This is a genomic window from Estrella lausannensis, from assembly GCF_900000175.1.
Lineage (GTDB): Bacteria > Chlamydiota > Chlamydiia > Chlamydiales > Criblamydiaceae > Estrella > Estrella lausannensis.
The window spans coordinates 21,550-45,388 of record NZ_CWGJ01000014.1 but is presented as its reverse complement, the minus strand read 5'-3'; the positions used below and the strand labels follow the sequence as shown (position 1 = coordinate 45,388).

The following is a 23,839-nucleotide window of genomic DNA, read 5'->3' as shown; positions in this document are numbered from 1 at the left end:
AGATCAGTAAGAAACTTTTTTTTCAGAGCTTAAAATTTCGGATGCGCTGCATACAGATATGACCGCTATATATTTTTCTTATTTCGAAATGGGATTTCTGTTATCTCGTTAGCGAATCAAATCTCCAATAACCAAGGAAACGTTTATGAATAAACTCTCTACGCGATTTGCCTCTCTCCTTCTGACTCTGGGCTCTATAGGAGTTGGAACGGGGTATGCGGCAGACGCTCCCACAGCCAGCTGCGTTTGTGATCCGTGTGTCTGCGATCCTTGCGAGTGTGCACCGGCGCATCCGGCTGTTTGTACCCCCGCATGTGCTCCTGTAACAACCGACTGTTGCTCCTTTGAGGTGGGTCTTGACACTCTCTACTGGAAGCCCTGTGTTGACGATCTGGACTATGCTGCGAAAGTACACGGCACAGTCTCCAATATCGACACTCCTCTCCATGTCGATTACAAAAGTGTGTGCCCTGAGTGGGAACCCGGCTACCGCATCTTCCTGAAAAAGGAAAATGCCTGGAAATCTTTCAACTTAAGCCTTTCTTACACATGGCTCAACGCGGATGACTCCGAAAGATCCCATGCAGGCAATGGTGAGCGCATCGCCGCGGTAGGCCTGCATCCGCTTCTCGTCGACGCAGTCGACCAAAACAGCAACTACTTTGACTTTGCTCGCGGCAAATGGGAGCTGACCTATCAAACATTTGATATCTTGCTCTCGCACCCCTTCCGCTGCGGCTCTTGCCACACGATCACGCCCTTCTTCGGCGTGGAGATTGTCAAGTTCGATCAGGAATGGGACGCCAAGTATGAGCTCACCCCTGCCGGTGGAGTACCCTCCGCACTGGCTACTGCCGAGTGGAGGCTACTGCCGAGTGGAGTTCCGATTACAAAGGCGCTGGTTTGAAGCTTGGAACAGACTACAGCTATTTGCTCTGTGAAGGCTTGAGCCTCTTTGGGAGAGCCTCCGGCACGATTGCGATTGGCGATGCTAAAACAGAGAACAAGCAAACATTCTACTATGTAGACAGCCAAGGCATCATCCAGTCGGCTCCCTCGCCTGACTACGTCACTTTTAAGGACGATGACTGCTGCCATGTCATCCCCGGATGCCATCTGCAGCTTGGGCTTCAGTATGAGAATAGCACCTGCGGCTGCGAGTATAAACTGCGCTTTGGCTATGAAGTCGTTAAATGGTACAACCTGCAGAACCCGAGAAGATGGTTTGAGAGCACTGAAGGCGGAAACATCGCTCAGTCGACACAATCCAACACCACAACGCTCGCATTTCACGGTCTCCTGACCGGCATCGAAGTGAAGTTCTAACAAGGATTTCTAAGGCCGCTTTTGTTCTAAAGAGCGGCCATTTTTTTTCTATCTGTCAAAATAGCGTTTTGCTAAAGTGCCTTCGTTATTTTTCATAGATGCTCTTGATTCAATGAAATACTTTGTACTGAAAGTGTCTCAAAATTTGGTTTTTGGCAATGAGAGAGCCTTAAATTTTGAGATACTTTCGGTAGGGTGCCGGTTTCAAGAGTCTGATTCTTAAGTATGAAAATTTCCCGTTAATCAAGGAGTCGGGTTATGGGTGCCAAAACGCGTTTTTTTACCCTTCTGGCCGGAGTTCAAGCCTTTTTTCCCACCAATGGATATTCCTATGACAATGATGCCTGTTCTTTCGACAGGGCCTCATTTTACCGGGGCGATTGTTTTTGTGCAGAAATTGCTGTCGATGCCCTGTATTTGAAACCTTGCCTCAACGAGGATTCCCCCTTTGTGGCAAAAGTGACCGGTTCTTCTTCCGGAGAGAGCTCTTCTCAGAAGGTCAAATACCAGTTCGTATGTCCTGAGTGGGAGTTTGGAGTCCGCGGGACAGTCGCCTTGCCGAAGGCTTATAGAACCTTTGACTTCTCGGCAAGCTATACCTGGATCGAGTTTAAAACAGATGCCAAAGAGGATCTAGGAACCGATGCCAATTTGGCGGCCACAAGGGTGCATCCCTTTGTAGTCGGAGAGAGCGGAGTGCAATTCTTCAACGCTGCGGAAGCAGATCTCTCCGGGAAATACCAGGCACTGGATCTTATATTCTCCTACTCTTGCCCTTTTGCCATCTGTCATTCGATATCACCCTTTGCCGGTGTGCAGTGCGTCTCCTATCGCCAAGCGATGGATACCACGTACCTTGGCCAATTAGGTGGAAGCGCCCGCACAGTTGAGGCCGACTGGAAGTCCAGATTTCAAGGGGCCGGTCTGATCGCCGGAACAGATTATCGATATGCCCTTTGCGAGGGATTTTCCCTCATCGCCCGGGCATCCGGCTCTCTTTTGGCGGGGGAGTTTTCGGTGAAGGACAAACAGATTGTCACCATTGAAAATAACAGCGGCATCAACCAGTCGACTCTTTATCGTTTTGATGATGACAAGTGTTGCCGGATTGTTCCCGGATGGGATGTGCGCGTGGGAGCTGCCTATGAAGTTGATTTATGCGGCTGCGAGTTGTCTTTGCGCGCAGGCTATGAGGTGATAGGTCTTTGCAACCTCGCCACACAAAGAGGGTATTTCTCTGAACTTGAAGACGGCAATATTGCCGGCTCCGACAAGACAGAGAAGGGCTTGCTGGTCATGCACGGAGCCTTTGCCGGCTTCGATGTGAAGTTCTAATCATTTTTCTTAAGAAGACTGTCCGCGAGGAAGTCCTGCCATTTCGGCGGACAGTCATTTCCGATTTTCGTTCCGTGAAATCTCTGATAAACAACCTATTGCATTATTACACTCTTTTTTTTATCGTGACCCCATTTGTGCTCTGCGATTGATGAAGAAGGCTGAACAGGCCGGACTGAAGCTGCACGACACACTTGGTTTTTCACGGAGACTGTTATGAAGAAAATACCCACTATGATTGCCGCCCTAGCAATAGGCACAGCTGTCGGCGGATCTTTATCTGCCGATGACGGGCTTTTCTGCCTGGACCTTCAAGTTAGAATGGACACTCTGGCGTGGAAGCCCTGTGTCGATGATCTTGACTTTGCAGCCACAGTGAAGGGGCAGATAAGCGATGTCGACAATCCCAGGAAAGTGGATTATCACAGCATTTGTCCCGACTGGGATCTTGGCTATCGAATCAATCTAAAAAAAGCCTCCTTCTGGAACTGCTTTGACTTTCACTTTTCCTACACCTGGTTTCGTTCGCATGATTCCAGCAAAGCAACAGCTCATAACGGCGAGAGGATAGCAGCGGTGCTGGCTGATCCGACAACGATTAACGAGGCAGCTCTCTTCAGTGGCGACGGCTTCTTTGATACGGCAAGAGCGAAATGGAAGATGCTTTACCAATCGTTTGATTTTGTGATCGCAAGAGAGTGTCCCTTCGCTAACTGTCAGTCGATCACTCCTTTCTTTGGGTTTCAGTACCTGAAGTTTGACCAGAAAATCAAAGGGAGCTATTTCGACACGCAAGTATTTGGCGAACAGCCCCAGATAGCATCCATTGCGGTCAACACAGAGTGGCAGTCGCTCTATAAAGGGGCCGGACTTAAGATCGGTACAGCCTATACGCGGGAAATCTGCCACAATATCAAACTGTTTGGAGCCGTTTCAGGAAGCTTGCTGGTAGGAGATAACCACATCAGCGTAGGACACGGAAAAAGTGAAGGCGGCTGCTGTCATGTTATGTCGCTCTATCACCTGCAGGCCGGAATCTTTTGGAAAACAACGGTGTGCGGCATTCCTTACGAACTCAAAGCCGGATATGAGTTTTTATCCCTGAACAATATAGCCGCTCCCAGACGCTACTTTGAATCTGTGGAGGTAAGCCCCAGAAGCTCTCACGCATCACCTCGTGACATTATCGGAAGGGAAGGCGGAATTGCCATGTCGACACCGGTCAACGTCGGATCGATCGGTTTTCATGGATTGACGGCAGGATTCAACGTGACTTACTAATGAGAAGCTTCTCTTAGTTGATTTTTCTAAGGCTGGCAGCAATGCCAGCCTCCTCCCAACGCCTTGTAGAGCATGATGAGTGACAACAGGGACGATGTTTCACTTTGAAGGAGCTCTTCATCGGATTGAATCAGCTCAATCTTGCTGCGAATGTAATCCAGTTTGCTGACTAAGCCCTTCTGATACCTCTCTTCAGTCAATATGTTCAGATTTCGGTATCTCTCCTGTGTCAACAGGAGGTCTTTCACTCTCTTGCTGTCTTCCTTATATTGCTTCAGGTATGTTTCTGCTTCAGAAACAGCTGTCAGCACACTTTTTTGATAGAAAAGGGCCGCCCGTATCTGTTCGGCTTCCTGGGCTCTTAAGTTGCCGATCAGGCTTCCACCCTGAAAAACCGGGATGGAAACATCTCCGCTGTAGGCCCAGGTTGTGCTTTTGGCATCGAACAGATTCTTCAGTTTCAGGGATTGATAGCCGGCATCGCCGATCAGCGTGAAGGAGGGAAAGAAAGAGGCGACAGCCACACCGACATTGGCAGGGGGGAGGGGGGGGGTTGGTTGCAACTGCGAGGTTGCGCTCGGCCCTTCTTATATCCGGTCTTCGTCTTAAAAGATCGGAACGCAGTCCGACAGCGATATCCTCAGGGAGTTCCGGCAGCGGTCTTTGAGGCAGCATTTCATCAAGTAGTGCCTCAGGGAAGTTTCCTGTCAGAAGCGACAGAGTGTAGATGCCTTTGTAGATTTCGGCGATAGCCCCATTGAGGGTGGCTCTTAAGGAGGTAAGATCCGCCTCGCTTCTTTCGAGATCCAGCCTGCTGACGAGTCCTCTCCTGTAGTTCGCCTCCACTATATTCTTGTTCTCTTCAAGTAATGTGATGTTCTCTTCGATCAGAACCATGCGCTGCTGCATCCCCCGAACTTCGATATAACTCTTCGCCACCTCTGCTAAGATGGATAGAAGGATGTCGTTTCTGTCTTCGAAGGATCTTCCGATGGCAGCAACAGCCGCCTCCACGCCTCTTGCATTCTTTCCAAACAGGTCAATTTCCCAGCTGACGTCCATCAGGGCATTGAAGAGTGTCTGGGTTTGCGGCGCCTGTACTGTTCCCGGCAGACCTGTCGTCGCAGAAGGAGTATCGGCAGGATTTCCGGCGGCCGGTCCAATCGCAAAGATGGGGCCGTTTTTGCTAAAGTAGGTTTTTGTCGCGTTGAGATCGGCAATGACTTGCGGGTATAGAGCGGAGGCGGCCATCTGCCGGTTCGCTCTTGCCTGCAGTATGCTAGCTTCTGCGATCCGGATATCTTTGTTGTAGCGTTTTGCCATCTCGATATAGCTCTCTAAGAGAGGGTCGTTAAAGAGCGCCCACCATTCGTTGACAGGGGTTTCATCGGAGGCTTCCGCTCCGATACTTTCCCATTCGGGGATGCAAGGACGTGGTGCTCTATAATCGGGTCCGACGACACAGCCGCATAAAAAAGGGATCAGCCAGAAAATCACGATCATTGAAGTCTCCTGCGAAAGAAAAGGCCGGCGCCTATAATGTTGAATAGGGCGATCAAAACAACAGGCCATAGATTCATGAACACATCCGCTGCCGGAAGGGCTTTCAGAAATAGGCCTTTCGATATTTTAAGCATGTACGTCAAGGGAATCAGATAGGTAAACGGCTGTAGCCAGACCGGCATGTTTTCGATCGGAGTGGCAAAGCCGGATAAAAGAATCGATGGCATGATCGTCACAAAAGAGCCGAGCATCGCCTGTTGCTGAGTGGCGGAGACGGAAGAGATGAAAAGGCCGATGCCGCTGATTGCAGCAACGAAAAGGAGCAGGCTGAAATATAGAAGAAAAAGCGATCCGTGGAAGGGAACTTTGAACAGGAGGGTTCCCACCAGGAGCAGCAGAGTTCCTTCCAGTATGCCGACCAATATTCCGGGGATGATCTTGCCGATGACGATTTCCGTGGGGGTGAGCGGGGAGACGAGCAGCTGGTCGAGAGTGCCAAGTTCCCTTTCTCTGGCTACCGACTGTGTTGTCACAATGAGGCAGGTCATCATCGCAAGAGTGGAAAAGAGAGAGGGGATATTATACCAGAGGTAGATCAAATTGGGGTTGAACCAGTTTCTTGGTACAAGGTGGACGTCCCTTCCTTTTCCCAGATCCGCTCCATACTGCGCGATAATGGATTGCACATATCCTGAAACGATCTGCGCCGTATTGGACTTGCGGCCATCTAAGATTATTTGCACTTCCGCAGGCTTGCCCGCTTTGACATTCCTGGAAAACTGCTCGTCGAAGGAGACGACCATGACCCCTTTTTGCTCATCGAGAAAAGGAGTGATCTCCGAGACTGTGTCCAGATAAAGAATTTTAGTGAAAAAAGGCGAGCCGCGAAATCGCTGGATGATCTCCTGCGACTCTTTGCCGTTGTCTCTGTTCAAGATGCCGATGGGTGCGTTTTTTACGTCGAGAGTTGCGGCGTAGGCGAAGATGAAAAGTTGGATCAAAGGGGGGATTAAAATGGCAAATCGGCTCTTTGGGTCGAGCAAGACCGCTAAAAGCTCTTTGCGTATCAGGTTCAATACTCTGCTAAGCATCTAGCCTCTTCGCGGTTTTTCGTTTGGAAATGAACAAAAAGAGTGTTCCTAAAATTAGCATGGGGACAGTGTTGATCAGGATCAGCTTCCATACATCGCCAACTAAAAAAAGCGTCTGGAGGCTCTGCACAAAGTATTTTGCAGGGATGATATAGGTTAAAAACTGGATCCAAGTCGGCATGCTGGAGATTTCGAACAAAAACCCGGAAAGGATGTATGCCGGCAGCACACTCGTTACCATCGCGATTTGATAGGCGATCAGCTGGCTTCTGGCGATAGTGGAGATCATCAACCCCAGGCTCAGCGCGCAATAGAGGAATGCTGCAGTGACCAAAAAAAGGGCCAGCAATGAACCCCTGAAAGGAACGTTGAAGAGGAAAATGGAGGCAGAGGCAGAGATGGCCATGGAGATGAATCCCAAGGCAAAGTAGGGGAGGATCTTGCCGATGATCAGTTCGTCCTTGGTGATGGGCGTCGCGATCATAGCCTCCATAGTCCCTCTTTCCCACTCCCTTGTCACGACGAGCGCTGTCAGGAGGGTGCCGATCAGTGTCATGATAAGGGCTAGCGATCCCGGCAGGAGGAAGTTGCGGCTCTCGAGCTGTTCGTTATACCAAAACCTCGGTACCGGCCGGATCAGGGGCTTTTGCCGAATCCAGTTTTGAAAGGCGCCATCCACATAATTTTGCAGCATCGCTGCCGTATTGGGTTCGCTGCCGTCCGCGATGACTTGGATGGGGGCGCTTTGCCCTTTCCGGTTTTTAAAATCGGAGAAATAAGAGGGGATTACCACCATCCCACGCAGTTTGCCTACGGTTAAAGCGTGAGTCAGCTCATAGCGGTCCCGTGAAGTGGTCACGTCAAAATAGGGTGAATCCATCAGAGCCCTCAAGAAGCTTTGGGCGTCAGGCCCCGTGTCTTCGAGCACCACGCCAATTCTTAAATGCTTAAGGTCTAACGAAACACCAAAACCGTAGAGAAACAGCAAAATAAGCGGAAGCACGACGCTGATGAGGAGCGTACTCGGATCTCTGACGATCTGGATCAACTCCTTTTTGATCAGAGCTTTGACTCTATACCCTGCGAGCATCGTACTCCTCTATAATTTGAATAAAGGCATCTTCCAAAGAGGGGTCGGGGTTGCTTGCGGATTGAACGAGAGCTTTCAGCCGGTCGGGGGCGTCCAGATGGATGATCTCCCCATTGTAGACGAGAGCGATCCTGTCGCAATACTCCGCCTCTTCCATAAAGTGGGTGGTGATCAAGATGGTGACTCCCTTTTCCACCAGGCCGTTAATGTGGTTCCAGAATTCACGCCGGGTCAGGGGATCGACTCCGGAGGTGGGTTCGTCCAAAAAGAGGATGTCGGGAAAGTGCATGTTGGCCGCCGCGAGGGAAAGACGCTGTTTAAACCCTAAGGGGAGTTCGCCGGTTGAGGTGTTAAGGTAGGGTTTAAGTTCGAAGATATCGACCATCTTGTCGATCGCTTCTTTCTTTTTGCGCCCCTTGAGGTTGTATATGCCGCCGAAGAAATCGAGATTCTGCTCGATATTCAAAAAGCCATAGAGTGAAAATTTTTGGGCCATGTAGCCGATGTGGGAACGCGCCTCTCCGGGAGCTGTCTGCAGGCTTTTGCTGTTGACAAAGCAATTGCCGTGGGTGGGATTCAGCAGTCCGCATAGCATTTTGAAGGTGGTGGTTTTCCCGGCCCCATTCGGTCCAAGAAGGCCAAAAATCTCCCCACGCACCACATCGAAAGAAATATTGTTCACCGCGGTGAAGGATCCAAATTTTTTGGTGAGTTCTTTGGCAACTACGGGACAAGTATTGGCTTCTTGCACTTTTGTCCTGGCCTCGGCGAGCTTGGAGGCGCCCCCCGGCCCTCCCCCCAATAGGGTGATAAAGGCGTCCTCGAAACGCTCCTTGGTTTGTTCGACTTTAGCCAAAGGAGTTTCGGGAATCCCACCCTCTTTCATGACAAGACGGAGGCTGCTTCCCTGGATAACCCCATCGATTACCTGCGGGTTGTTCAAAAAGTCGAACAGCAGGGCCCTTCTGCTTCCCTGGATATCTGTCAGCTTAAAGACTCGCCCGCGAACCTGGTTTGTCATCTCATCCGGTCTGCCCTGGAATATCAGCCGGCCCTTGTTCAGCACCAGCACCGTATCGCACCGTTCTGCCTCGTCCAGGTAGGCGGTGCTCCAGAGAATGGAAATTCCTCTTTCGATTAGGCTGGAGGTGATTTTCCAAAGCTCCCTTCTGGAGATGGGGTCGACGCCAACGCTCGGTTCGTCAAGCAGCAGCAGAGTCGGCGCTTTGACAAGGGAACAGGCAAGTCCGAGTTTTTGTTTCATGCCACCGGAGAGCGCCCCGGCGCGTCTTTCCGTGAAAGGTTTTAGCCCTGTAAAGCTCAAAAGATCGTCGAACACGGCTTTACGGTCTTTTTTAGAGACATTCCTTAAATCCGCATAGAGGTTCAGGTTTTGGATGACAGAGAGGTCTTCGTACAGGCCGAATTTCTGAGGCATGTATCCAATCAGTTCGTGGATTTGGTCGACGTCGTTTATGGTGTCTTTGCCTTCAATAGTGATGGAGCCGGTGAGCGGCTTTAAAAGCCCGGCCAGGAGCCTGAGAAAGGTTGTCTTTCCTGCCCCATCGGGGCCTACCAACCCGACAAGCTGTCCCCTGGGAATGGAAGCGCTGATGCCGGTTAAGCTGGGCGGGCTCCACGAGACGTTATCGACAAGGACAAGAGGGTTATTCATCGTGGCGTTTGGGGTGGAGTGTCACGGTCACGGGCATGCCCTGTTTCAGCCTTCCATCCGGATTGTCCACATAGATGCGCAGCCTGTAGACCAGATCTGTGCGCAGTTCGGTCGTCTCGACCGTTTTGGGAGTGAACTCGGCGACAGGGGAGATAAATCCGACTTTACCTGTATAGGCTGGAGCTCCCTTGGAGTCCGTTGTGATTTCCGCTTCCATTCCATAAAAAACCGAGCCCAGCAGAGGTTCGGCGACAAAAGCCCTGATCCAAACCGGTGAGGTGATGGACAGTGTGTAAACCGGATCGCTTTCTTTAACGACACTGCCCGGTTCTCTGACCCTCGCCAAGATGATTCCCTCGGTCGGAGCATAAACTTCGGTGTAGGAGAGCCGGTCCTTCGCTTTCAGAAGGCTCGCTTTTGAAGCGTTGTGATTGCCGAGAGCTTCGCTGAAGCTGGAGGCGGCGCGGTCAAGATCTTCTTGCGCCACTCCACCCGAGGCGATAAGGTCTTTCCTTCGGCTTAGGATGACGCTTGCGTTTTCAAGCGTGGCGGATGCAATCGCCAGATTGCCCTCTGCTTCAGCGACATCCTGATCGTAGGGATCTCTCTCCAGTTCGGCCAGGATGGCCCCTTTGCTCACCAAGTCTCCCTCCTCATGGTAGAGCTTGGATACCCGGCCGGGGACGCGGAAGGCGATATCGACTTGTCTGACGTCTACGTTGCCATAGAGAGTAATCTCTCCATCGTCTTCTATCTTTTTTTCGATGTAACTGATGATGATCACCAGCGTCGCGACCGTAATGACGCTGTAGAAAACGAATTTAAGTATTTGCTTTAGCATTTGCATGGATAAGCTCAATCGCTGCCAAATCTTTGTTAATTAAATTTTGAGACATTTTCGGTATATCCGCTGCGTCATTGATTGTCATTAAATTGCTGCGGTTTTCATGGGGTAGTTTGCAGGAGACGTAGAGAGTAGCTTATTTGTAAGTGGTATGTATCCAATGCTTTATGTGTAGTGGTCTTGTGCTCTCTGCCTGAAAACACAACTTTAATTTTTTCTTGATTTAGCATTCGGCGTAAAGCTAGCATCCCCAAGTATACCGACTGTATTTTGAGATTTGCCAAAAATCAAACTTTGAGCCACATTCGGAACAACCAATCAAATATATTGAGGAGTATTTCATGAGGAAGATGAAACTGGGAGCTGCCTTGATGGTGCTGATGCTGGGGGGTGTCTTCGGCCAGGCTCAAGCGAGGGAGTGTCATGAAGAGAGCAGCGGTTGCTGTTTTGATTTTGACGTAGGAGTCGATTTTTTATACTGGAAGCCTTGCGTCGATGACCTTGACTTTGCAGCGAAAGTTTCGGGAAATATTGAAGATGTTGATCGTCCTCTTCTGGTAAGCTACAAAAGCATTTGTCCTGATTGGGAGCCCGGATTCCGCATCACTTTGAGCCGGGAAAATGCCTGGAAATGTTTTGGCTTAAGCCTTGCCTACACATGGTTTGAATCGGGAGATTCAGGATCGGCAAGAGCGGACAACGGCGAGCGAATTGCTCCTACGCTCGTTCCTCCGACATTCGTCAACCTCAAGAATGTGGGATTTCCCAATGAGAATTCCTTTTTTGATTCCGGCAGAGGAAAGTGGGAGATGGAGTACCAGACGTTTGATATTCTCCTCTCGTATCAGCTTGCTTTCGGCTCATGCCACACTTTAACACCTTTCTTCGGCGTCCAGGTGGTCAAGCTCGATCAGGAGATCAAGGGTAAATACGAAGATACGCTTGTCGGCACATTTGAAGAGGGACCTCTTTCTGACCTTTCGGTCACCACCATCGATTCCAAATGGAAGTCTGATTACACCGGAGCAGGTCTAAAGCTGGGTACCAGCTACACCTACGCACTTTGCGGCGACTTCAAACTGTTTGCCTCCGCGGCAGCGAGCCTTGTGATCGGTGACAGCGACACCTCATCGCAGTTTTCTTTCAGACAGACAACATTTGAGGAAAGCACTCGAGAAGACTACATGCATGTTAAGGATGATGACTGCTGTCATATCCTGCCGGGCTGCCACCTCCAACTGGGCCTTGCCTATGATGGCAACAGCTGCGGCTGCGACTGGACCTTCAAACTGGGCTATGAATTTGTGGCCTGGACCAATGTCCCCACCTATCGCAGATTCCAGGAAAGCGCCGATGTATTGCAACCAGGTGGTCTGATGAGCCCGCGCCAGATTTCCGGCAGCGAGGCGCAGATAGCGCAGTCCAATCTGGTCAATAATGGAACCATCGGCTTCCATGGGCTGACTGTCGGTTTGAACGTCGGTTTCTAACCTATGAATAGATGAGGCTGCTCAAGACTCTTAAGCAGCCTCACTACGCTACGCTCAGCAGGATTTGCTTCTATTCTCACGTTATACAGAAAGCCTATCGAAATTTGGCTTAAACCTTTCCTTTTCCCAAAACACACATTTTGCGATACACTCCTTCCTGTCAACAAGCACTCGGAGTTTAAAGTTTATGGCGCACTGGTCGACCGGGCAAGATGGCACGCGTCTTTGGTATGAAACTTTTGGAAAAAAGGGCGATCCAGCGCTTCTTTTGATGATGGGCAACAGCTGCGACGCGACGCTCTGGCCTAAGCAGTTCTGTCAGATGCTCTCTGACAAAGGTCTCTACGTCATTCGCTTCGATCAGCGTGATACGGGACTCTCGAACTGGATCGACTTCTCAGAAAATCCCTATACGCTGCAAGATATGGCTGCCGATGCCTTGCAGCTTTTGAGGACGGAGCAGATAGAGAAAGCGCATATTGTGGGCTTTTCGACAGGAGGAGTGATTGCCGAGCTTTTTGCCCTGAACTATCCGGATCAAGTGCTTACGCTGACTCTGATGATGACGTCGATCGACCTTACAATCAAAAACGATGCCTTCATGGGAAAAGATGTCTCTCAGGCAGAGCTTCCTCCTCCTAAGGATTCATTTATCAATGCCATTTTGGAGTTAAAAAAGAGACCGATCAACACCCTGCATGATAAAATTGAACTGATGGTCGATAATTTCAGGGAAGCTAACGGCGGCAAAGCACCGTACGACAGGGAATATTTCTACGGCCTGTTTGAAGAGTCTCTTAGACGAGTTGACGGCAAGTCTCAGAAGGTTGGGCATGAGAGCAACCATGCTCTTGCCACATCCGCTACAAGCCCCCTGACAAAAAATGAGCTTAAAAGCATCCAGAGACGAACCCTTGTCATCGCAGGGGAGGAAGATCCTATCTTGCCGCCGCCCCATGGTGAAAAGACGGCTGATGCGATACCAGCCGCCCGTTTTCTTTCCATAGAGGGGATGGGGCATGTTTTGAACCCCGTTTTCTTTCCTCAGCTTGTCAGCGCAATCGAAAAGCACATCCAGGGCAACTAGCTTTATTTGTTAAAGTCCCAGATCTGGCTGTCGAAGTTGGCATCGTCGTTTTGCTGATCGGAATTATCGTTTTGCTGACTTGAGCCGTCATTTTGCTGGTTCGAGCTATCGTCAGGATAGGTGCTGTCGATGCCGTCGTAGTAGGGAGCTACCGGAACAATGTCATTTTCCAGCTCGTTGTCGATGCGTCTGTCTTGTTGATACTGCCAATCCCGGCGCTCGGTATTGTCCAAGGTTCTTCGCTGCTCATTATTAAAGTTTCGCTGCGCGTTGGGATGGTATTGCTGCTGATAGGGGCGGTGTTGCTGGTCGAAGTTTTGCTGGTGCTGTATATGCTCACCACCTTCGAAGCTACCGTGCCCTCCTTCATGACCGCCGCCTCGGGCGATTTCTGTGTTATTGGAAGCAGCGCCAAGTGGCAGCCAGGCGAGGGACAAAAGGGCAGTCGCGACCAGGCTCAGATTGAGTATTTGTTTCATAGGAGACCTCCTTGCTCTTGTAGAATAAGACTTCAACGGGCGTACAGAGAATATGATTTGTACTTGTCTTGTGCTTATGGCCAATTATAAATTAAAATTTTAAATATTTCTCTACATTAATTTTCCTTTAAGAAGTCCTCCGGAAGGAGTAGGAGAGAGCCCGCAAGCACAGATCAGTATGCACTGTTGCTTTATAGAGTTGTAATCTTCAGTTAGTTAAGGATTTTCAGGGTTGATAGGTCGAAAGCTCATCAAAATCTGGCACGAAAGCTCTCATTTTTGCTTAAAAAAAATTTGAGAGATGCTCGTGGAAGGTAAATTCAGTCTCTAAAAAAAAGCAGGGGAGTGAGTGTGGCCTTGACGGATATCTTCGACTCATCTAAATTTGGTAACTCACGCCATGTATCATCGCTCGGATGGTGGAATGGTAGACACTAGGGACTTAAAATCCCTTGGGAGCAATCCCGTGTGGGTTCGAGTCCCACTCCGAGTAAGCCAAACCGCAAGAGGGTGAGTCTTTATGACTTAGTTACCCTCTTACTTAAAGGAACTGTCGGTTTACCGCAGTTCCTTTATTTTTTTAGATCCCCATTCCCCCTTTTTTGACACACTTCAGTATAGAAACTATGCTGGTTTTTCTTTCGCATCGGCGTTTAATTGATTGATAATTTTTAGGTAAGATTTTTTTGAGGAGAATTTTGGTCTTTCGCGTAGCCGATTTAGTGCAGGCGGGGGAGTGCCTCACATCTTCCAAAACTTTTTTCAGCTCACCAATCTTTCCCCTATGTTTCTCAGCCTTCCTTGCTAATTTGCGCCCTTTTTGTTAAATCAGGCGTGAGGCGGCGAATCGCGTTTTATGAGGATGTGTGAAGGACTGCAGCTATTATTTTCAGACCGCAAAATTTTTTTTGATGCCGTGTGCCACCAGCGCAGCCCTTTTGGCTGCATGGATCTACATCACAATCGATGATTGGAAAGTCGGCGACACTCTTCACATTTTAAAGGAGGTGGGGAGGGCGATCGGCTTTGTGGGATATGTTTTGTTCTCGCTTTCTCTATTTTTATCATCCCGCATCAAAAAACTGGAGGATTGGCTCGGGGGCTTAGATCAGATTTACTACCTGCATCACAAAATCGGGCTGTGGGGTTTTTATTTTATCGTGTGCCACCCCTGGTTTTTCGCAGCGAAATGGCTCTTTGGTCGCCCGGATAAATTCTTTTTGTCTATTTTTCCCGTGCACTCCCGATTAGCGGTCAATTTGGGCTCGTTAGCTTTTTGGCTGATGCTCTTAATCATAGGAGCTACAATTTTTAAAGTGCTATCCTATGACAAGTGGAAGCGGCTGCATCAGTTGATGAGTCTGGCCTACATTTTAGCTACCCTCCATATTCTTTTGTTACAAAAGCCTTTTAGCTCCTCAAATGCCGCTCTTGCCCTTGTTTGCGCCCCTATGGGATTGGGGCTGCTTGGCATTCTCTACAGGCAGGTACTTGCCCCCTTTTACTCAAGCAGGGCGATTTACAAAGTGTCGGAAGCCGAAAAGATAAACGAAAATGTGGTTAAGATTACATTCAAACCCGAAGCCGAGCCGCTTAAGTTTCGTCTCGGCCAATACGCCTTCTTTTCCTTTCAAGATCAAATTTCCAAAGAGCAGCACCCCTTTACAATCTGCAAAGAATCGGATGACCGCATTTCAATTTTTGTCAAAGCAAGAGGGGATTTTACAAAGTCCCTTTACCGCAGCGTTCATCCTGATTTGAGGGTTTGTCTCGAAGGTCCTTATGGCCGGTTTGATTTCATGAAAGGCAGGGAGAATCAAATTTGGATAGCAGGGGGGATTGGGATAGTGCCTTTTTTGGCCTGGAAAGAGCAAATCCGTGGGTGGCCGGGAAAAATTGATCTTTTCTATTGCGTTCATCGGATGGAAGATGCGGTTTTGCTCGATCAATTTCAACGCATCCAGAATGATAACTTTCGCTGCTTTCTTCATTGCACGGAAAATAACAAGCGTTTGACTATTAATCATCTAATGGAAACTGAGACGGATTTACCGCAAAAAGATATCTTCATGTGCGGCCCCAAAAGTCTGACACGTCCATTCGTGGCAGGATTGATGAATGCAGGAGTTAAACGGCATCACATTTATTTTGAGGATTTTGACTTTTTCTGAAACCGTAGAGAATTCTTAGACGTGGAATTTAGGTGTTACACCATTTGAGGGATAGAGTGAGTAAAAAAAAGAGCAGCGACAGTATTTTAGGGGTTCACGGATCGATAGCAATCCTGGCGCTTGCCGGCATTGTCGTTTTTCTTGTTTTGCGGTTTGCCCTTCCCCATTTTGAGGTCTACGCCAACTATCCTCTCTATGTCGTCCTTCTTTTCGGCGGGGGTCCGCTTGTCTTGGAGCTGCTCCGCAAAATGTTCTCTCTGGAATTCGGGTCTGACTTGATAGCGGGCATTTCGATTGTTACATCAGTCATTTTAGAGCAGTACCTGGCAGGTGCTCTTGTCGTGCTCATGCTCTCAGGAGGGCAGGCTCTTGAAAATTACGCGATCCGGACCGCTTCTAAAGTTCTCGAGGCGCTTGCTAAACGTGCTCCCAGTATCGCGCACCGCAAGCGGCAAGACAGGATCGACGATATCCCTGTGGAAGAAATTAAAATTGGGGACACGCTTGTGGTTTTTCCTCATGAGATATGCCCGGTCGATGGCGCGGTAATCGAGGGGACGGGAACCATGGACGAGTCATACTTGACTGGAGAGCCATTTCTTCTTTCAAAAGCGCCGGGATCTTCGGTTCTGTCGGGAGCAATCAATGGAGAAGCCTCTCTGACTATTGAAGCTAGTAAATTAGCTGTTGACTCCCGCTACGCTAAAATCATGGCCGTCATGAAAGAGTCAGAGCAAAAACGTCCGAAGATGCGTCGTCTTGGAGATCAGCTGGGAGCTTGGTACACCCCTCTTGCCGTCATCATTGGATTGATCGCATGGTATGTAAGCGGCGAAGCAATTCGCTTTTTGGCGGTTCTTGTCATCGCCAGGCGGTTCTTGTCATCGCCACACCCTGCCCTTTGCTGATTGCCATCCCGGTTGCGATCATAGGATCGATCTCCTTGTGTGCGAGGTCCGGGATCTTGATCAAAAATCCCATCGTGCTCGAGCAACTGGATCAGTGCAGAACGATGATTTTCGACAAAACCGGTACGCTGACTTATGGCAAACCTGTTTTAACAGATCAGAAAGTTTTTATCTCCCGCGACCCAAAGGAGATTTTAAAATTAGCCGCGAGCATAGAAAGGTATTCCAAGCACCCGTTGGCAAGCGCCATTCTGGCTAAGGCATCCGAGGAGAATATCTCCTTAATTGAAGCGCAACGAATTGCTGAACCGAAAGGAGAGGGTTTGAGAGGAGATATCGGAGGCTCTCAAGTTATTCTCACCAGCCGCAAGCATTTAGACCGTCTAGGCGTGAAAGTGCCAAAAGATCTTTTACCCCAAGGGGCAGGTCTTGAGTGCGTCATTGTGATCGATGGGGAGCTGGCGGCTTATTATCGGTTTCGTGATATGCCAAGGAAAGAAAGCGGGTCTTTCATTAATCATCTGCATCCAAAACATCTGTTTGAAAAGATCATGATTGTCTCGGGAGATAGGGAAGAAGAGGTCAGGTATATCGCAGAGCGCATGGGAATCTCCGAAGTCTACGCTAATAAAAGCCCCGAGGAAAAAGTACAGATTGTCGTGGAGGAGACGAAAAAGGCTAGGACGGCCTACCTTGGAGATGGGATTAACGATGCTCCCGCTCTCATGGTGGCATCGGTGGGGATTGCTTTTGGCCGCAATAGCGATGTGACAGCGGAAGCTGCCGGCGCTGTTGTCATGGACGATTCGCTGGTCAAAGTCGAGGAGCTTCTTCATATCAGCCGGCGCATGCGCAGGATTGGTTTACAAAGTGCGCTTGGGGGAATTGCACTCTCGGTTATAGGCATGATCTTTGCTGCGAGTGGATTTCTGCCCCCGGTCGCGGGCGCTATTTCGCAGGAGATCATCGATGTGCTCGCCATTTTAAATTCCCTCCGCACAGCCTGGCGACCACCCCGCCTGATCGATATGCCCCTGCAGGAGTAGAGCCTGTACTTATCCGAACATGTCTTAAAACTTGTTATCGAGTCTAAATTCGAAACACACTGATATGAAAGGGGCGCTTTTGTGCTTGCCGGTGCAAAATCCCTCTCGATTCGAATCTCTTATTAGCAATCGTAAAATAATAATTTAGTGTTTTTGACGTCTTTTTTAGTAATTAATTTACTTGAACTCTTTATTGTGAGATAATAAACAACATTTATTATCTTAAAAAACATCTAATAAAGAGAGTGTTATGCAGGCAGTGGGAAGTGGAGAGCTGTGCAAATTTTGTCTGAGCTGGGACAGGGAGATAAAAGGACAAGAGGCAGAAGACGATGCCCTTTTTCAGACCAATTGCGAGGAGGCTCTGGACCGGCAGAATTTGGAAACGATCGTAACGAGCCTTTCAGTTGCCGAGCGAAGCGAGTTTACATGGCAGATCGTTTCAAAAATTGAAGGAATTTGCAACGAGCTTTTGTACAAGGTGGTTGAACACGAGAGAAGGAAAAAAGCCATCACAGAGCTATCCAATACGATGCAGGAAGTTGATGCAGCCCTTAGCCTGAACATGTGCGAATGTGATCAGCTTAAAGAGAAAAAAAGCGATTGCGAAGATGAAATGAGGCGCTTATCCCAGAAAGTAGAACTTTTGCTGGGCGAGATTGACGAGCGTGAGCGGCTGATCAAGTTGTGCTGCTTGAAACAATTTGCACTGAGTCACCCCGACTGCGCCTCCGATTCGAGCGCTGAGTTCGAGAGGGAATTAACTCCTTCCGGGATCGATCTCGTGCCCATGGCCAAGCAAATTTATGAAAAGGCAGGGGGGGTATACAGCTCCTTTTGGAATTGGATCAGTGCAAGAAAAAACTATGTCGAGCAGGCTGCGTCGGAAGGGAAAAAGTGGGGAGGAGCTCTCGGTGCTCCTAAGATAGGGGAAGCGGCGGGCTATATGCTGGGCATGATAGCTCTGAGTTCCGGAAAAAGCCCCGATCAAAATCCTCTTGCGGTGTATGCAGAGTATTGGCAGGGGGTCTATTCATCCAATAAAATTGATGCAAGTCATGGGGCGGATAATAGCTCATTGTTTTCACCTTGCCAGATACAAAAGATGCGCAATTACTTCCGCAATTATCTTGAGGATTTAGACCATAGCGTGATGTACGCTCATGCGATCAAAGACTTCTCAAGTCTGGGCTGTCTCCTCTCTGAGCACAAGAAAACCTACGAAGCCTGGGGTGAAATTTACCTCGGTAGCAGCGGGAAAAGCAAAGAGGAGCGCTGCGAGGTGTGGGTAGAGTGTCTTAAAGCGCGTCTCGAAGAGATCAAGCAGCAAGAGCGTCATTGCCTGGAAAAACTGGTGAAAACAGCAGCTTTTGGCATCCTTAGTCCCTTTGAACAAATCGTCCTGGAGGGTGAAAGCGGCATTGTTTTCAGCGGGAAACGGGCTGAAACCACGATCCGAGTTGAGAGAAAGGTGCGCCGCTACGTGTACCGATTGAATGAGTTGAAAGAGATTAAGCGCCACTTAATTCAGGAAATGGCTGGAGATAGATCTCAAGCAAGCTTTATGGATAAAGGTCAAAACAATCCCTTTCTCGAAAGAGAGGATGAATTGGAAACTCTTCCGGGAAAGCCGCATACCAGACTCTACGAGCAGCTTCTTTATCTGCCCTCAGACAATATCGTGCCGAAACTATACTGCCATGTGAGTTCTCTTCTGCAGAATCTTGTATGGCGAAGCAATGCCGATTTAATTCATGATCATCAAGGAAGCTGCACCCTTCTTCATGCGATGGCTGAGCGCGGCAGTGAAAAGCTTCTCAGGGCTGTCCTCCTTGCCATCGAGGAGAAAAACCAGTTTCTGCCGGTTCCTACCGATAAAGTGCAGCGCTGGCGGTTAAGGCATGTGCTTGATTACCGATTCAAACGTGCTGACGGCATGGACTGCTTTGAGGTAGCAACGAGAGAAGGTAATCGAATGTTTCTTAAGAGCCTTATCCAGTTGGCAATGTCCGAGTTGCCTGCGAGCTTCCCGGCTATCGATTTTGTAAAAAATCTGATGAAATCTCCTCCTGAGAAATTTGAAGGAAAGATGTACACCTGGGGTTTTGGAGGAGATGATATCGGGGATGAACTCTCCGACGAATTCGGTAAATTCATCATTGGCCTACTGAGCGAAGAGGATGAAGAGTCATTTTATTCTTTTTCTTCATCCAGCTCCAGTGCAGATTAACTATATTAAATCACCCGTTAGCAGCAGGGTGCTTTTTGAAAGTTTCTCAAATACCAAATTTTGAGAAACTTTCGATAGAGCGTCAAACCTCTAGGAGCCGCACGAATTCATGCTTAATCCGAATCCGTAGCCATCTTTTGCGAGAGCCGCTGAGATAGAGTGGTTTTCAAGATCGGCCGCGCTTCTTTCATTGCTGACAAAATAAATTTTGACCGCTATATCTCGATTCCTTACGCTACTGTCTAGGAGTTACACTGAAAGTATCTCAAAATTTGGCATGTGGGCTTTGATAAAGCCTCGGTATTGAAAGATCATTCTAGTATTAGGTGACTTGTGATCTTTCAATCTTGGGGAACTTTCTCTTTGCCGAAAACCAAATTTTGAGACACTTTCGGTATGCTATAGATAAGAACGCAAAATTTATATCAACTGAGAGAGGAATATGAAATTTTCTTTAACAAGACTGGCGCTGAAAGTTTCGGTGCTCGTTGCCGGACTAGGCGCTTCAACACCCCTTCTTTCCGACCCTTACTGTCCTTTTAACGGCTTTTACGCCGGTGTTATGGGGGGAGCTTTACAATCGACAACAGAGTTCAGCAGGGAAAGCAGCGCTCAATATGAAAACTTCTTTCATGTTCCCGGTCTTATCTCATCAGGACAGAAAGACGTGAAAGTCTACCGCTGGGGAGGAGCCGGGGCGCTCAATTTAGGCTACGGCGAGCAAGTTGGAAAATGCATGTTCATCGCAGGTGAAATCTTCGTAAGCGCGGCCACCCGTGATACGTCAGTAAGCGATTATGCCTACACCGAGCATAACGATCAGTCCCTGTTTGACAGTTTCAATACCTCTTTGAAGGCCAAGACGTCTGCATCCACGCAAAATGTAGAATTGGCTATTGATTTGCGTCCCGGATTCCTTGTGAATTCCTGTACTCTATTGTACGGCCGCGTCGGGGTTGGATTTAACAAGTTGCGCACAAAGAACAGGGTGGACTTTGAGTATAATGGAAGAGAGGCAAGTGAATTTGTAGGGCATTCTGTCCAAACCCTTTCTACAACAAAAAAAAGCAACAAATCAGCTCTGAGACTGGGTTTAGGCTGTGAGTGGAAACTCTGTCCCAATTTAAGCCTGACTTCGGATTACATCTATTCCTATTACGGAAAAGCCAAAACACAAAGAATCGCTGATTCAACCTTCGCAAACGGTGAAGACGACAACTTCATCGCCGATGGTTTCAAGACCTCCTCTTCAGCAAAGATGGCCACCCAAGCCTTTCTGGTGGGCATTAAGTACTACTTCGACAACGCCTGTTGTCGTTAAGAGACGGCTCAAAAGAAGCTATCCACTTTGTGGATAGCTTCTTTGCAATCCTTTATTTACAAAATAACTTCTATATGGTTGGATAGCCGGATGCTTAGCGAAAAAGCAGCGCAGAGGCTTTCATCAGTTGTTTGCCGCTCATTCATCAACCTCTTTGAATTCGATCAATTATGGCGCACTGGGACAACCAAGCTCGGCAATGGGCTCTAATCGGAGAACCTCTCAAGCCCTCACAGGCAGAACTCCACACTTCCTATGCATGGATTCTTGAACAGGCGCAGCTTCAAAGGGAGCATTTAACCGTATTGGTTCTCGGTGTCACACCGGAGATTATCCACCTGCCCTGGCCCGCTCACACAAGGCTCATTGCGGCTGACTGCAGCGAGAAAATGATCGAATCTGTTCTGCCTAAAAAAACGGCCACTTTGACCCCCATGGGATTATTGGCCAATTGGCTGCAGCTTCCGCTTTCATCGTCATCCATTGATGTTGTTATTGGAGATGGGTGCTATAGCCAGCTTCTTTGGAAAGATTACAGAGCCCTCACGCAGGAGATTCGGCGTGTTTTAAAACCCGATGGCCTCTTTGTCATCCGCTTTTTCACCAAACCTGAAAATGTAGATCCCGTCGAGTCCATCTACCACGATCTACTCTCAGGGAAAATCGCCAGCTTCCATGCTTTCAAATTGCGCCTCGCCATTTCCCTACAATCGCAAACAGCTCAAGGTGTCTGTCTTAAAGACGTATGGAATACCTGGGATTTACGTTTCAAACAAGGGGTTCTGCAGAATATGCAGAAATTGAAATGGAACCGCGAGACCATCGACACAATCGATACTTACCACCTCTCAGACACGGTTTACACGTTTCCGACAAAAAGCGAGATCCGATCGATCTTCTCCGGGCACTTTTCCGAGAAGAGTCTGCACACTCCCGGTTATTATCTCGGCCGCTGTTGCCCAACCTTTAGGCTTTCGAAAATATAATGGAAAAATCAAACGACAACAAACCCCGCACACTCATTGCCTTGGTTGACAAACCCCGCGTTTATCGTGGGTATATCAAAGGATTTCGCCAGTCGGTCGGATGTTTGAGTCTGCAGGTTCAATCATTTCGACTCTCCGATGTTCACTCCTTGCAACAATCCCTGGAGGAGTATGGCGGTAGATATTGCTTTCACCCAAAGACAATCCGTTCCCCAAAAGATTTGCTTGCTTGTTTTGGTGAGGCCGCTGTCAAGCTTCAGCAATCCGCCCGCCTTCCTGTTTTTGATACAATCCGCATTGAGGTGTTATCGGAACAGGATGGGGCCTTCAAGCTGTGGATTCCCTACTTCGAGGAAGAGTGCTTTCACTTGGCAGTTTCATTTATGCTGCAATTTTTTCTGCATCATCTGGCCGCTCCCTCATTTTCGTACCGGGAAGAAATTTCCGAAGAGCTCGCCCTTTTGATCGAAAACTTAAACAGCTTTGCCCCAAAGGGTATGAACAGTTTACGGATATTGGAGACGGCCCATCAGCAGGGGGGTTCCTGGCGTTACCTCACTCAAAATGCTTTCCAATTAGGATATGGCGCTCATTCCCGATGGTTTGACAGCACCCTGACGGATAAAACACCTCAGATCGCAGCGTCGATAGCCCGCAACAAATTCAGTACCGCGAAATTCCTAAGGAAAATGGGAATTCCGGTTCCCCGGCATGAGGTTGTTCAGAGCCAGGAGGAGGCCGTGGAAATGGCGCGGCAGCTTGGGTATCCCGTCGTAATCAAGCCTAATCATCAGGACGGTGGCAGGGGTGTCAGCGCCGGGCTCATGACCGATGAGCAGGTAAAAAAAGCTTTTGCCAAAGCTAGGCACTACTCTGAGATCGTCTTGCTGGAACAGCACATCGTTGGCAAAGATTACCGCTTACTGGTTTTCAACGGGACACTGGTGTGGGCAATTGAGAGGGTCCCCGCCGGAGTGACAGGCGACGGCAAGAAGAGTGTCCGCGAGCTAATCGATCAGATCAATCGGTCGCGTCTTCCTGAAGGCGACCGGGTGCCGACATTGAAGCCTATCGCAGTCGACGAGGACACGCATGAGGTGCTGTCCCACCAAGGATATTCCTTGAGAAGCGTCCCCACTGCCGGTCGATTTGTCCAGTTAAGCCGGATCTCCAATATCGGTTCTGGAGGAGTTCCGGTGGCGGTCTTCGACGAGGTGCATCCCGATAACAAGCGTCTCGCGGAGTCAGCGGCGGCTTTGCTTAGACTCGATATCGCCGGCATCGATCTCATCATGCCCGATATTCGGCAATCTTACCTGGAAACGGGTGGGGCCGTCATCGAGATCAACGCGCAGCCTCAAATCGGCACAGTGACTGCAGCGCACATGTACCCCCTCCTTCTGAAGATGTTTGTCCCCAATCAAGGCCGTATTCCTGTCATTGTGGTCTGCAGCAATGCAGCAGAAGAGGTTATAATTGATAAACTGCAATCGAGTCTATCCTGCCGATATCAAAAGATAGGGTGGGCGAGCAATTCCGGGGGCTACATCAATCAACAGAAAGTGCATGCGGCTTCGTCGTCATATCAAGCCGCTCAGGCGCTGTTGAGTGATCAGACTGTCGATTTGATCATCTACTCCATCCAACAGATGGATGACATCATGCATGAAGGCTTGCCGTTCGATCAATTCGATGGCTTGCTCTTTCTTGGAATGCCCCGGTCGGTCAATGCTCCGCGGTTCAATGAGCTGTGTGATCTCTTGCACACGCTCTTTTCCACTTGCCGGGGGGACTTTCTTGTCAGCGACCCCTCAGTGTATGACTTCATTGATAGCGATGCTCCCTTCGCTCCCGCCCGGCTTTTGACCCGCGGTGAGATTGAAGATAGAATTGAAGATGGAGCCTTTCTGCCGGATGGAGATCTGAAAAGGATTTTGTCCAAGGAGCCTGTCGGTCACTGATGTCGACTGGCATAT

General features: G+C 49.0%; 17 protein-coding genes, 1 tRNA gene and 2 pseudogenes. 13 read left to right on the top strand and 7 right to left on the bottom strand.

Translation table 11 applies throughout. From position 1 onward, the window contains the following. Window positions 1-145: 145 nt before the first annotated feature. From ELAC_RS12010 to ELAC_RS06580, 4 genes are all read left to right on the top strand, one after another. Window positions 146-907, top strand: coding sequence for an Lpg1974 family pore-forming outer membrane protein (locus ELAC_RS12010; protein WP_098038499.1), 762 nt, complete (start codon window positions 146-148; stop codon window positions 905-907). Beyond that, on the top strand, window positions 904-1,326 hold the full coding sequence (locus tag ELAC_RS12005) for an Lpg1974 family pore-forming outer membrane protein (RefSeq protein ID WP_098038498.1): 423 nt from the start codon (window positions 904-906) through the stop codon (window positions 1,324-1,326). The genes ELAC_RS12010 and ELAC_RS12005 overlap by 4 nt, the downstream gene beginning before the upstream one ends. Before the next feature lie 258 nt (window positions 1,327-1,584). Next, window positions 1,585-2,661 (top strand): Lpg1974 family pore-forming outer membrane protein, encoded by a 1,077-nt coding sequence (locus tag ELAC_RS06585; RefSeq protein WP_098038497.1) that lies wholly within the window; start codon window positions 1,585-1,587, stop codon window positions 2,659-2,661. A 216-nt stretch (window positions 2,662-2,877) separates the two neighbouring features. Continuing rightward, complete coding sequence (locus ELAC_RS06580) at window positions 2,878-3,942, top strand: Lpg1974 family pore-forming outer membrane protein (protein WP_098038496.1); 1,065 nt, start codon at window positions 2,878-2,880, stop codon at window positions 3,940-3,942. 26 nt (window positions 3,943-3,968) lie between these two features. Here the strand turns inward: ELAC_RS06580 and ELAC_RS11905 are convergent, their stop codons facing one another. The 6 genes and pseudogenes from ELAC_RS11905 to ELAC_RS06550 form a co-directional block, all read right to left on the bottom strand. Further along, window positions 3,969-4,466, bottom strand: coding sequence for a TolC family protein (locus ELAC_RS11905; protein WP_158227827.1), 498 nt, complete (start codon window positions 4,464-4,466; stop codon window positions 3,969-3,971). Window positions 4,467-4,656: 190 nt separating this feature from the next. Continuing rightward, window positions 4,657-5,265, bottom strand: a pseudogene (locus tag ELAC_RS11900) (TolC family protein); the annotation flags it as partial. Between the two features lie 176 nt (window positions 5,266-5,441). Then, on the bottom strand, window positions 5,442-6,536 hold the full coding sequence (locus tag ELAC_RS06565; RefSeq protein ID WP_098038493.1) for an ABC transporter permease: 1,095 nt from the start codon (window positions 6,534-6,536) through the stop codon (window positions 5,442-5,444). Further along, window positions 6,529-7,626 carry an ABC transporter permease gene (locus ELAC_RS06560; RefSeq protein WP_098038492.1) on the bottom strand — a complete coding sequence of 366 codons (1,098 nt, stop codon included), beginning with the start codon at window positions 7,624-7,626 and terminating at the stop codon, window positions 6,529-6,531. Before ELAC_RS06560 ends, ELAC_RS06565 begins: the two co-directional genes overlap by 8 nt. Next, on the bottom strand, window positions 7,610-9,301 hold the full coding sequence (locus tag ELAC_RS06555; protein WP_098038491.1) for an ATP-binding cassette domain-containing protein: 1,692 nt from the start codon (window positions 9,299-9,301) through the stop codon (window positions 7,610-7,612). Before ELAC_RS06555 ends, ELAC_RS06560 begins: the two co-directional genes overlap by 17 nt. Beyond that, window positions 9,294-10,148: an efflux RND transporter periplasmic adaptor subunit gene (locus ELAC_RS06550; RefSeq protein WP_098038490.1), complete on the bottom strand. Its 855-nt coding sequence runs from the start codon at window positions 10,146-10,148 to the stop codon at window positions 9,294-9,296. Before ELAC_RS06550 ends, ELAC_RS06555 begins: the two co-directional genes overlap by 8 nt. A gap of 338 nt (window positions 10,149-10,486) precedes the next feature. On the opposite strand from ELAC_RS06550, the gene ELAC_RS06545 reads away from it, so the two are divergent. Both ELAC_RS06545 and ELAC_RS06540 read left to right on the top strand, forming a co-directional pair. Further along, entirely contained in the window at window positions 10,487-11,635 is a 1,149-nt protein-coding gene (locus ELAC_RS06545) for an Lpg1974 family pore-forming outer membrane protein (protein WP_098038489.1), read from the top strand. Window positions 11,636-11,822: 187 nt separating this feature from the next. Next, window positions 11,823-12,722 carry an alpha/beta fold hydrolase gene (locus ELAC_RS06540; protein ID WP_098038488.1) on the top strand — a complete coding sequence of 300 codons (900 nt, stop codon included), beginning with the start codon at window positions 11,823-11,825 and terminating at the stop codon, window positions 12,720-12,722. Between the two features lie 2 nt (window positions 12,723-12,724). Here the strand turns inward: ELAC_RS06540 and ELAC_RS06535 are convergent, their stop codons facing one another. Next, window positions 12,725-13,201 (bottom strand): hypothetical protein, encoded by a 477-nt coding sequence (locus ELAC_RS06535; protein ID WP_098038487.1) that lies wholly within the window; start codon window positions 13,199-13,201, stop codon window positions 12,725-12,727. 410 nt (window positions 13,202-13,611) lie between these two features. Between ELAC_RS06535 and ELAC_RS06530 the strand changes: the two genes are divergently transcribed. From ELAC_RS06530 to ELAC_RS06500, 7 genes and pseudogenes are all read left to right on the top strand, one after another. Continuing rightward, a tRNA-Leu gene (locus tag ELAC_RS06530) sits at window positions 13,612-13,694 on the top strand. 418 nt (window positions 13,695-14,112) lie between these two features. Next, window positions 14,113-15,372: a ferredoxin reductase family protein gene (locus tag ELAC_RS06525; protein WP_143406464.1), complete on the top strand. Its 1,260-nt coding sequence runs from the start codon at window positions 14,113-14,115 to the stop codon at window positions 15,370-15,372. Window positions 15,373-15,428: 56 nt separating this feature from the next. Next, window positions 15,429-17,326 (top strand): annotated as a pseudogene (locus ELAC_RS12075) (heavy metal translocating P-type ATPase). A gap of 250 nt (window positions 17,327-17,576) precedes the next feature. After that, complete coding sequence (locus ELAC_RS06515) at window positions 17,577-19,556, top strand: hypothetical protein (RefSeq protein ID WP_098038485.1); 1,980 nt, start codon at window positions 17,577-17,579, stop codon at window positions 19,554-19,556. Between the two features lie 442 nt (window positions 19,557-19,998). Further along, window positions 19,999-20,877 (top strand): outer membrane protein, encoded by an 879-nt coding sequence (locus ELAC_RS06510; protein ID WP_098038484.1) that lies wholly within the window; start codon window positions 19,999-20,001, stop codon window positions 20,875-20,877. 170 nt (window positions 20,878-21,047) lie between these two features. Then, window positions 21,048-21,863, top strand: a complete 816-nt coding sequence (locus ELAC_RS06505; protein WP_098038483.1) for a class I SAM-dependent methyltransferase — start codon at window positions 21,048-21,050, stop codon at window positions 21,861-21,863. Then, window positions 21,863-23,824: an acetate--CoA ligase family protein gene (locus ELAC_RS06500; protein ID WP_098038482.1), complete on the top strand. Its 1,962-nt coding sequence runs from the start codon at window positions 21,863-21,865 to the stop codon at window positions 23,822-23,824. Before ELAC_RS06505 ends, ELAC_RS06500 begins: the two co-directional genes overlap by 1 nt. The last annotated feature ends 15 nt before the right edge of the window (window positions 23,825-23,839 follow it).

Bases quoted from the DNA above. Each gene is read 5' to 3' on its own strand.
- ELAC_RS06565 (WP_098038493.1), bottom strand. From the start codon at position 6,536: ATGCTTAGCAGAGTATTGAACCTGATACGCAAAGAGCTTTTAGCGGTC.
- ELAC_RS12010 (WP_098038499.1), top strand. From the start codon at position 146: ATGAATAAACTCTCTACGCGATTTGCCTCTCTCCTTCTGACTCTGGGC.
- ELAC_RS06535 (WP_098038487.1), bottom strand. From the start codon at position 13,201: ATGAAACAAATACTCAATCTGAGCCTGGTCGCGACTGCCCTTTTGTCC.
- ELAC_RS06560 (WP_098038492.1), bottom strand. From the start codon at position 7,626: ATGCTCGCAGGGTATAGAGTCAAAGCTCTGATCAAAAAGGAGTTGATC.
- ELAC_RS06500 (WP_098038482.1), top strand. From the start codon at position 21,863: ATGGAAAAATCAAACGACAACAAACCCCGCACACTCATTGCCTTGGTT.
- ELAC_RS06580 (WP_098038496.1), top strand. From the start codon at position 2,878: ATGAAGAAAATACCCACTATGATTGCCGCCCTAGCAATAGGCACAGCT.
- ELAC_RS06510 (WP_098038484.1), top strand. From the start codon at position 19,999: ATGAAATTTTCTTTAACAAGACTGGCGCTGAAAGTTTCGGTGCTCGTT.
- ELAC_RS06550 (WP_098038490.1), bottom strand. From the start codon at position 10,148: ATGCAAATGCTAAAGCAAATACTTAAATTCGTTTTCTACAGCGTCATT.
- ELAC_RS06525 (WP_143406464.1), top strand. From the start codon at position 14,113: ATGCCGTGTGCCACCAGCGCAGCCCTTTTGGCTGCATGGATCTACATC.
- ELAC_RS06545 (WP_098038489.1), top strand. From the start codon at position 10,487: ATGAGGAAGATGAAACTGGGAGCTGCCTTGATGGTGCTGATGCTGGGG.
- ELAC_RS06540 (WP_098038488.1), top strand. From the start codon at position 11,823: ATGGCGCACTGGTCGACCGGGCAAGATGGCACGCGTCTTTGGTATGAA.
- ELAC_RS06515 (WP_098038485.1), top strand. From the start codon at position 17,577: ATGCAGGCAGTGGGAAGTGGAGAGCTGTGCAAATTTTGTCTGAGCTGG.
- ELAC_RS06585 (WP_098038497.1), top strand. From the start codon at position 1,585: ATGGGTGCCAAAACGCGTTTTTTTACCCTTCTGGCCGGAGTTCAAGCC.
- ELAC_RS06555 (WP_098038491.1), bottom strand. From the start codon at position 9,301: ATGAATAACCCTCTTGTCCTTGTCGATAACGTCTCGTGGAGCCCGCCC.
- ELAC_RS06505 (WP_098038483.1), top strand. From the start codon at position 21,048: ATGGCGCACTGGGACAACCAAGCTCGGCAATGGGCTCTAATCGGAGAA.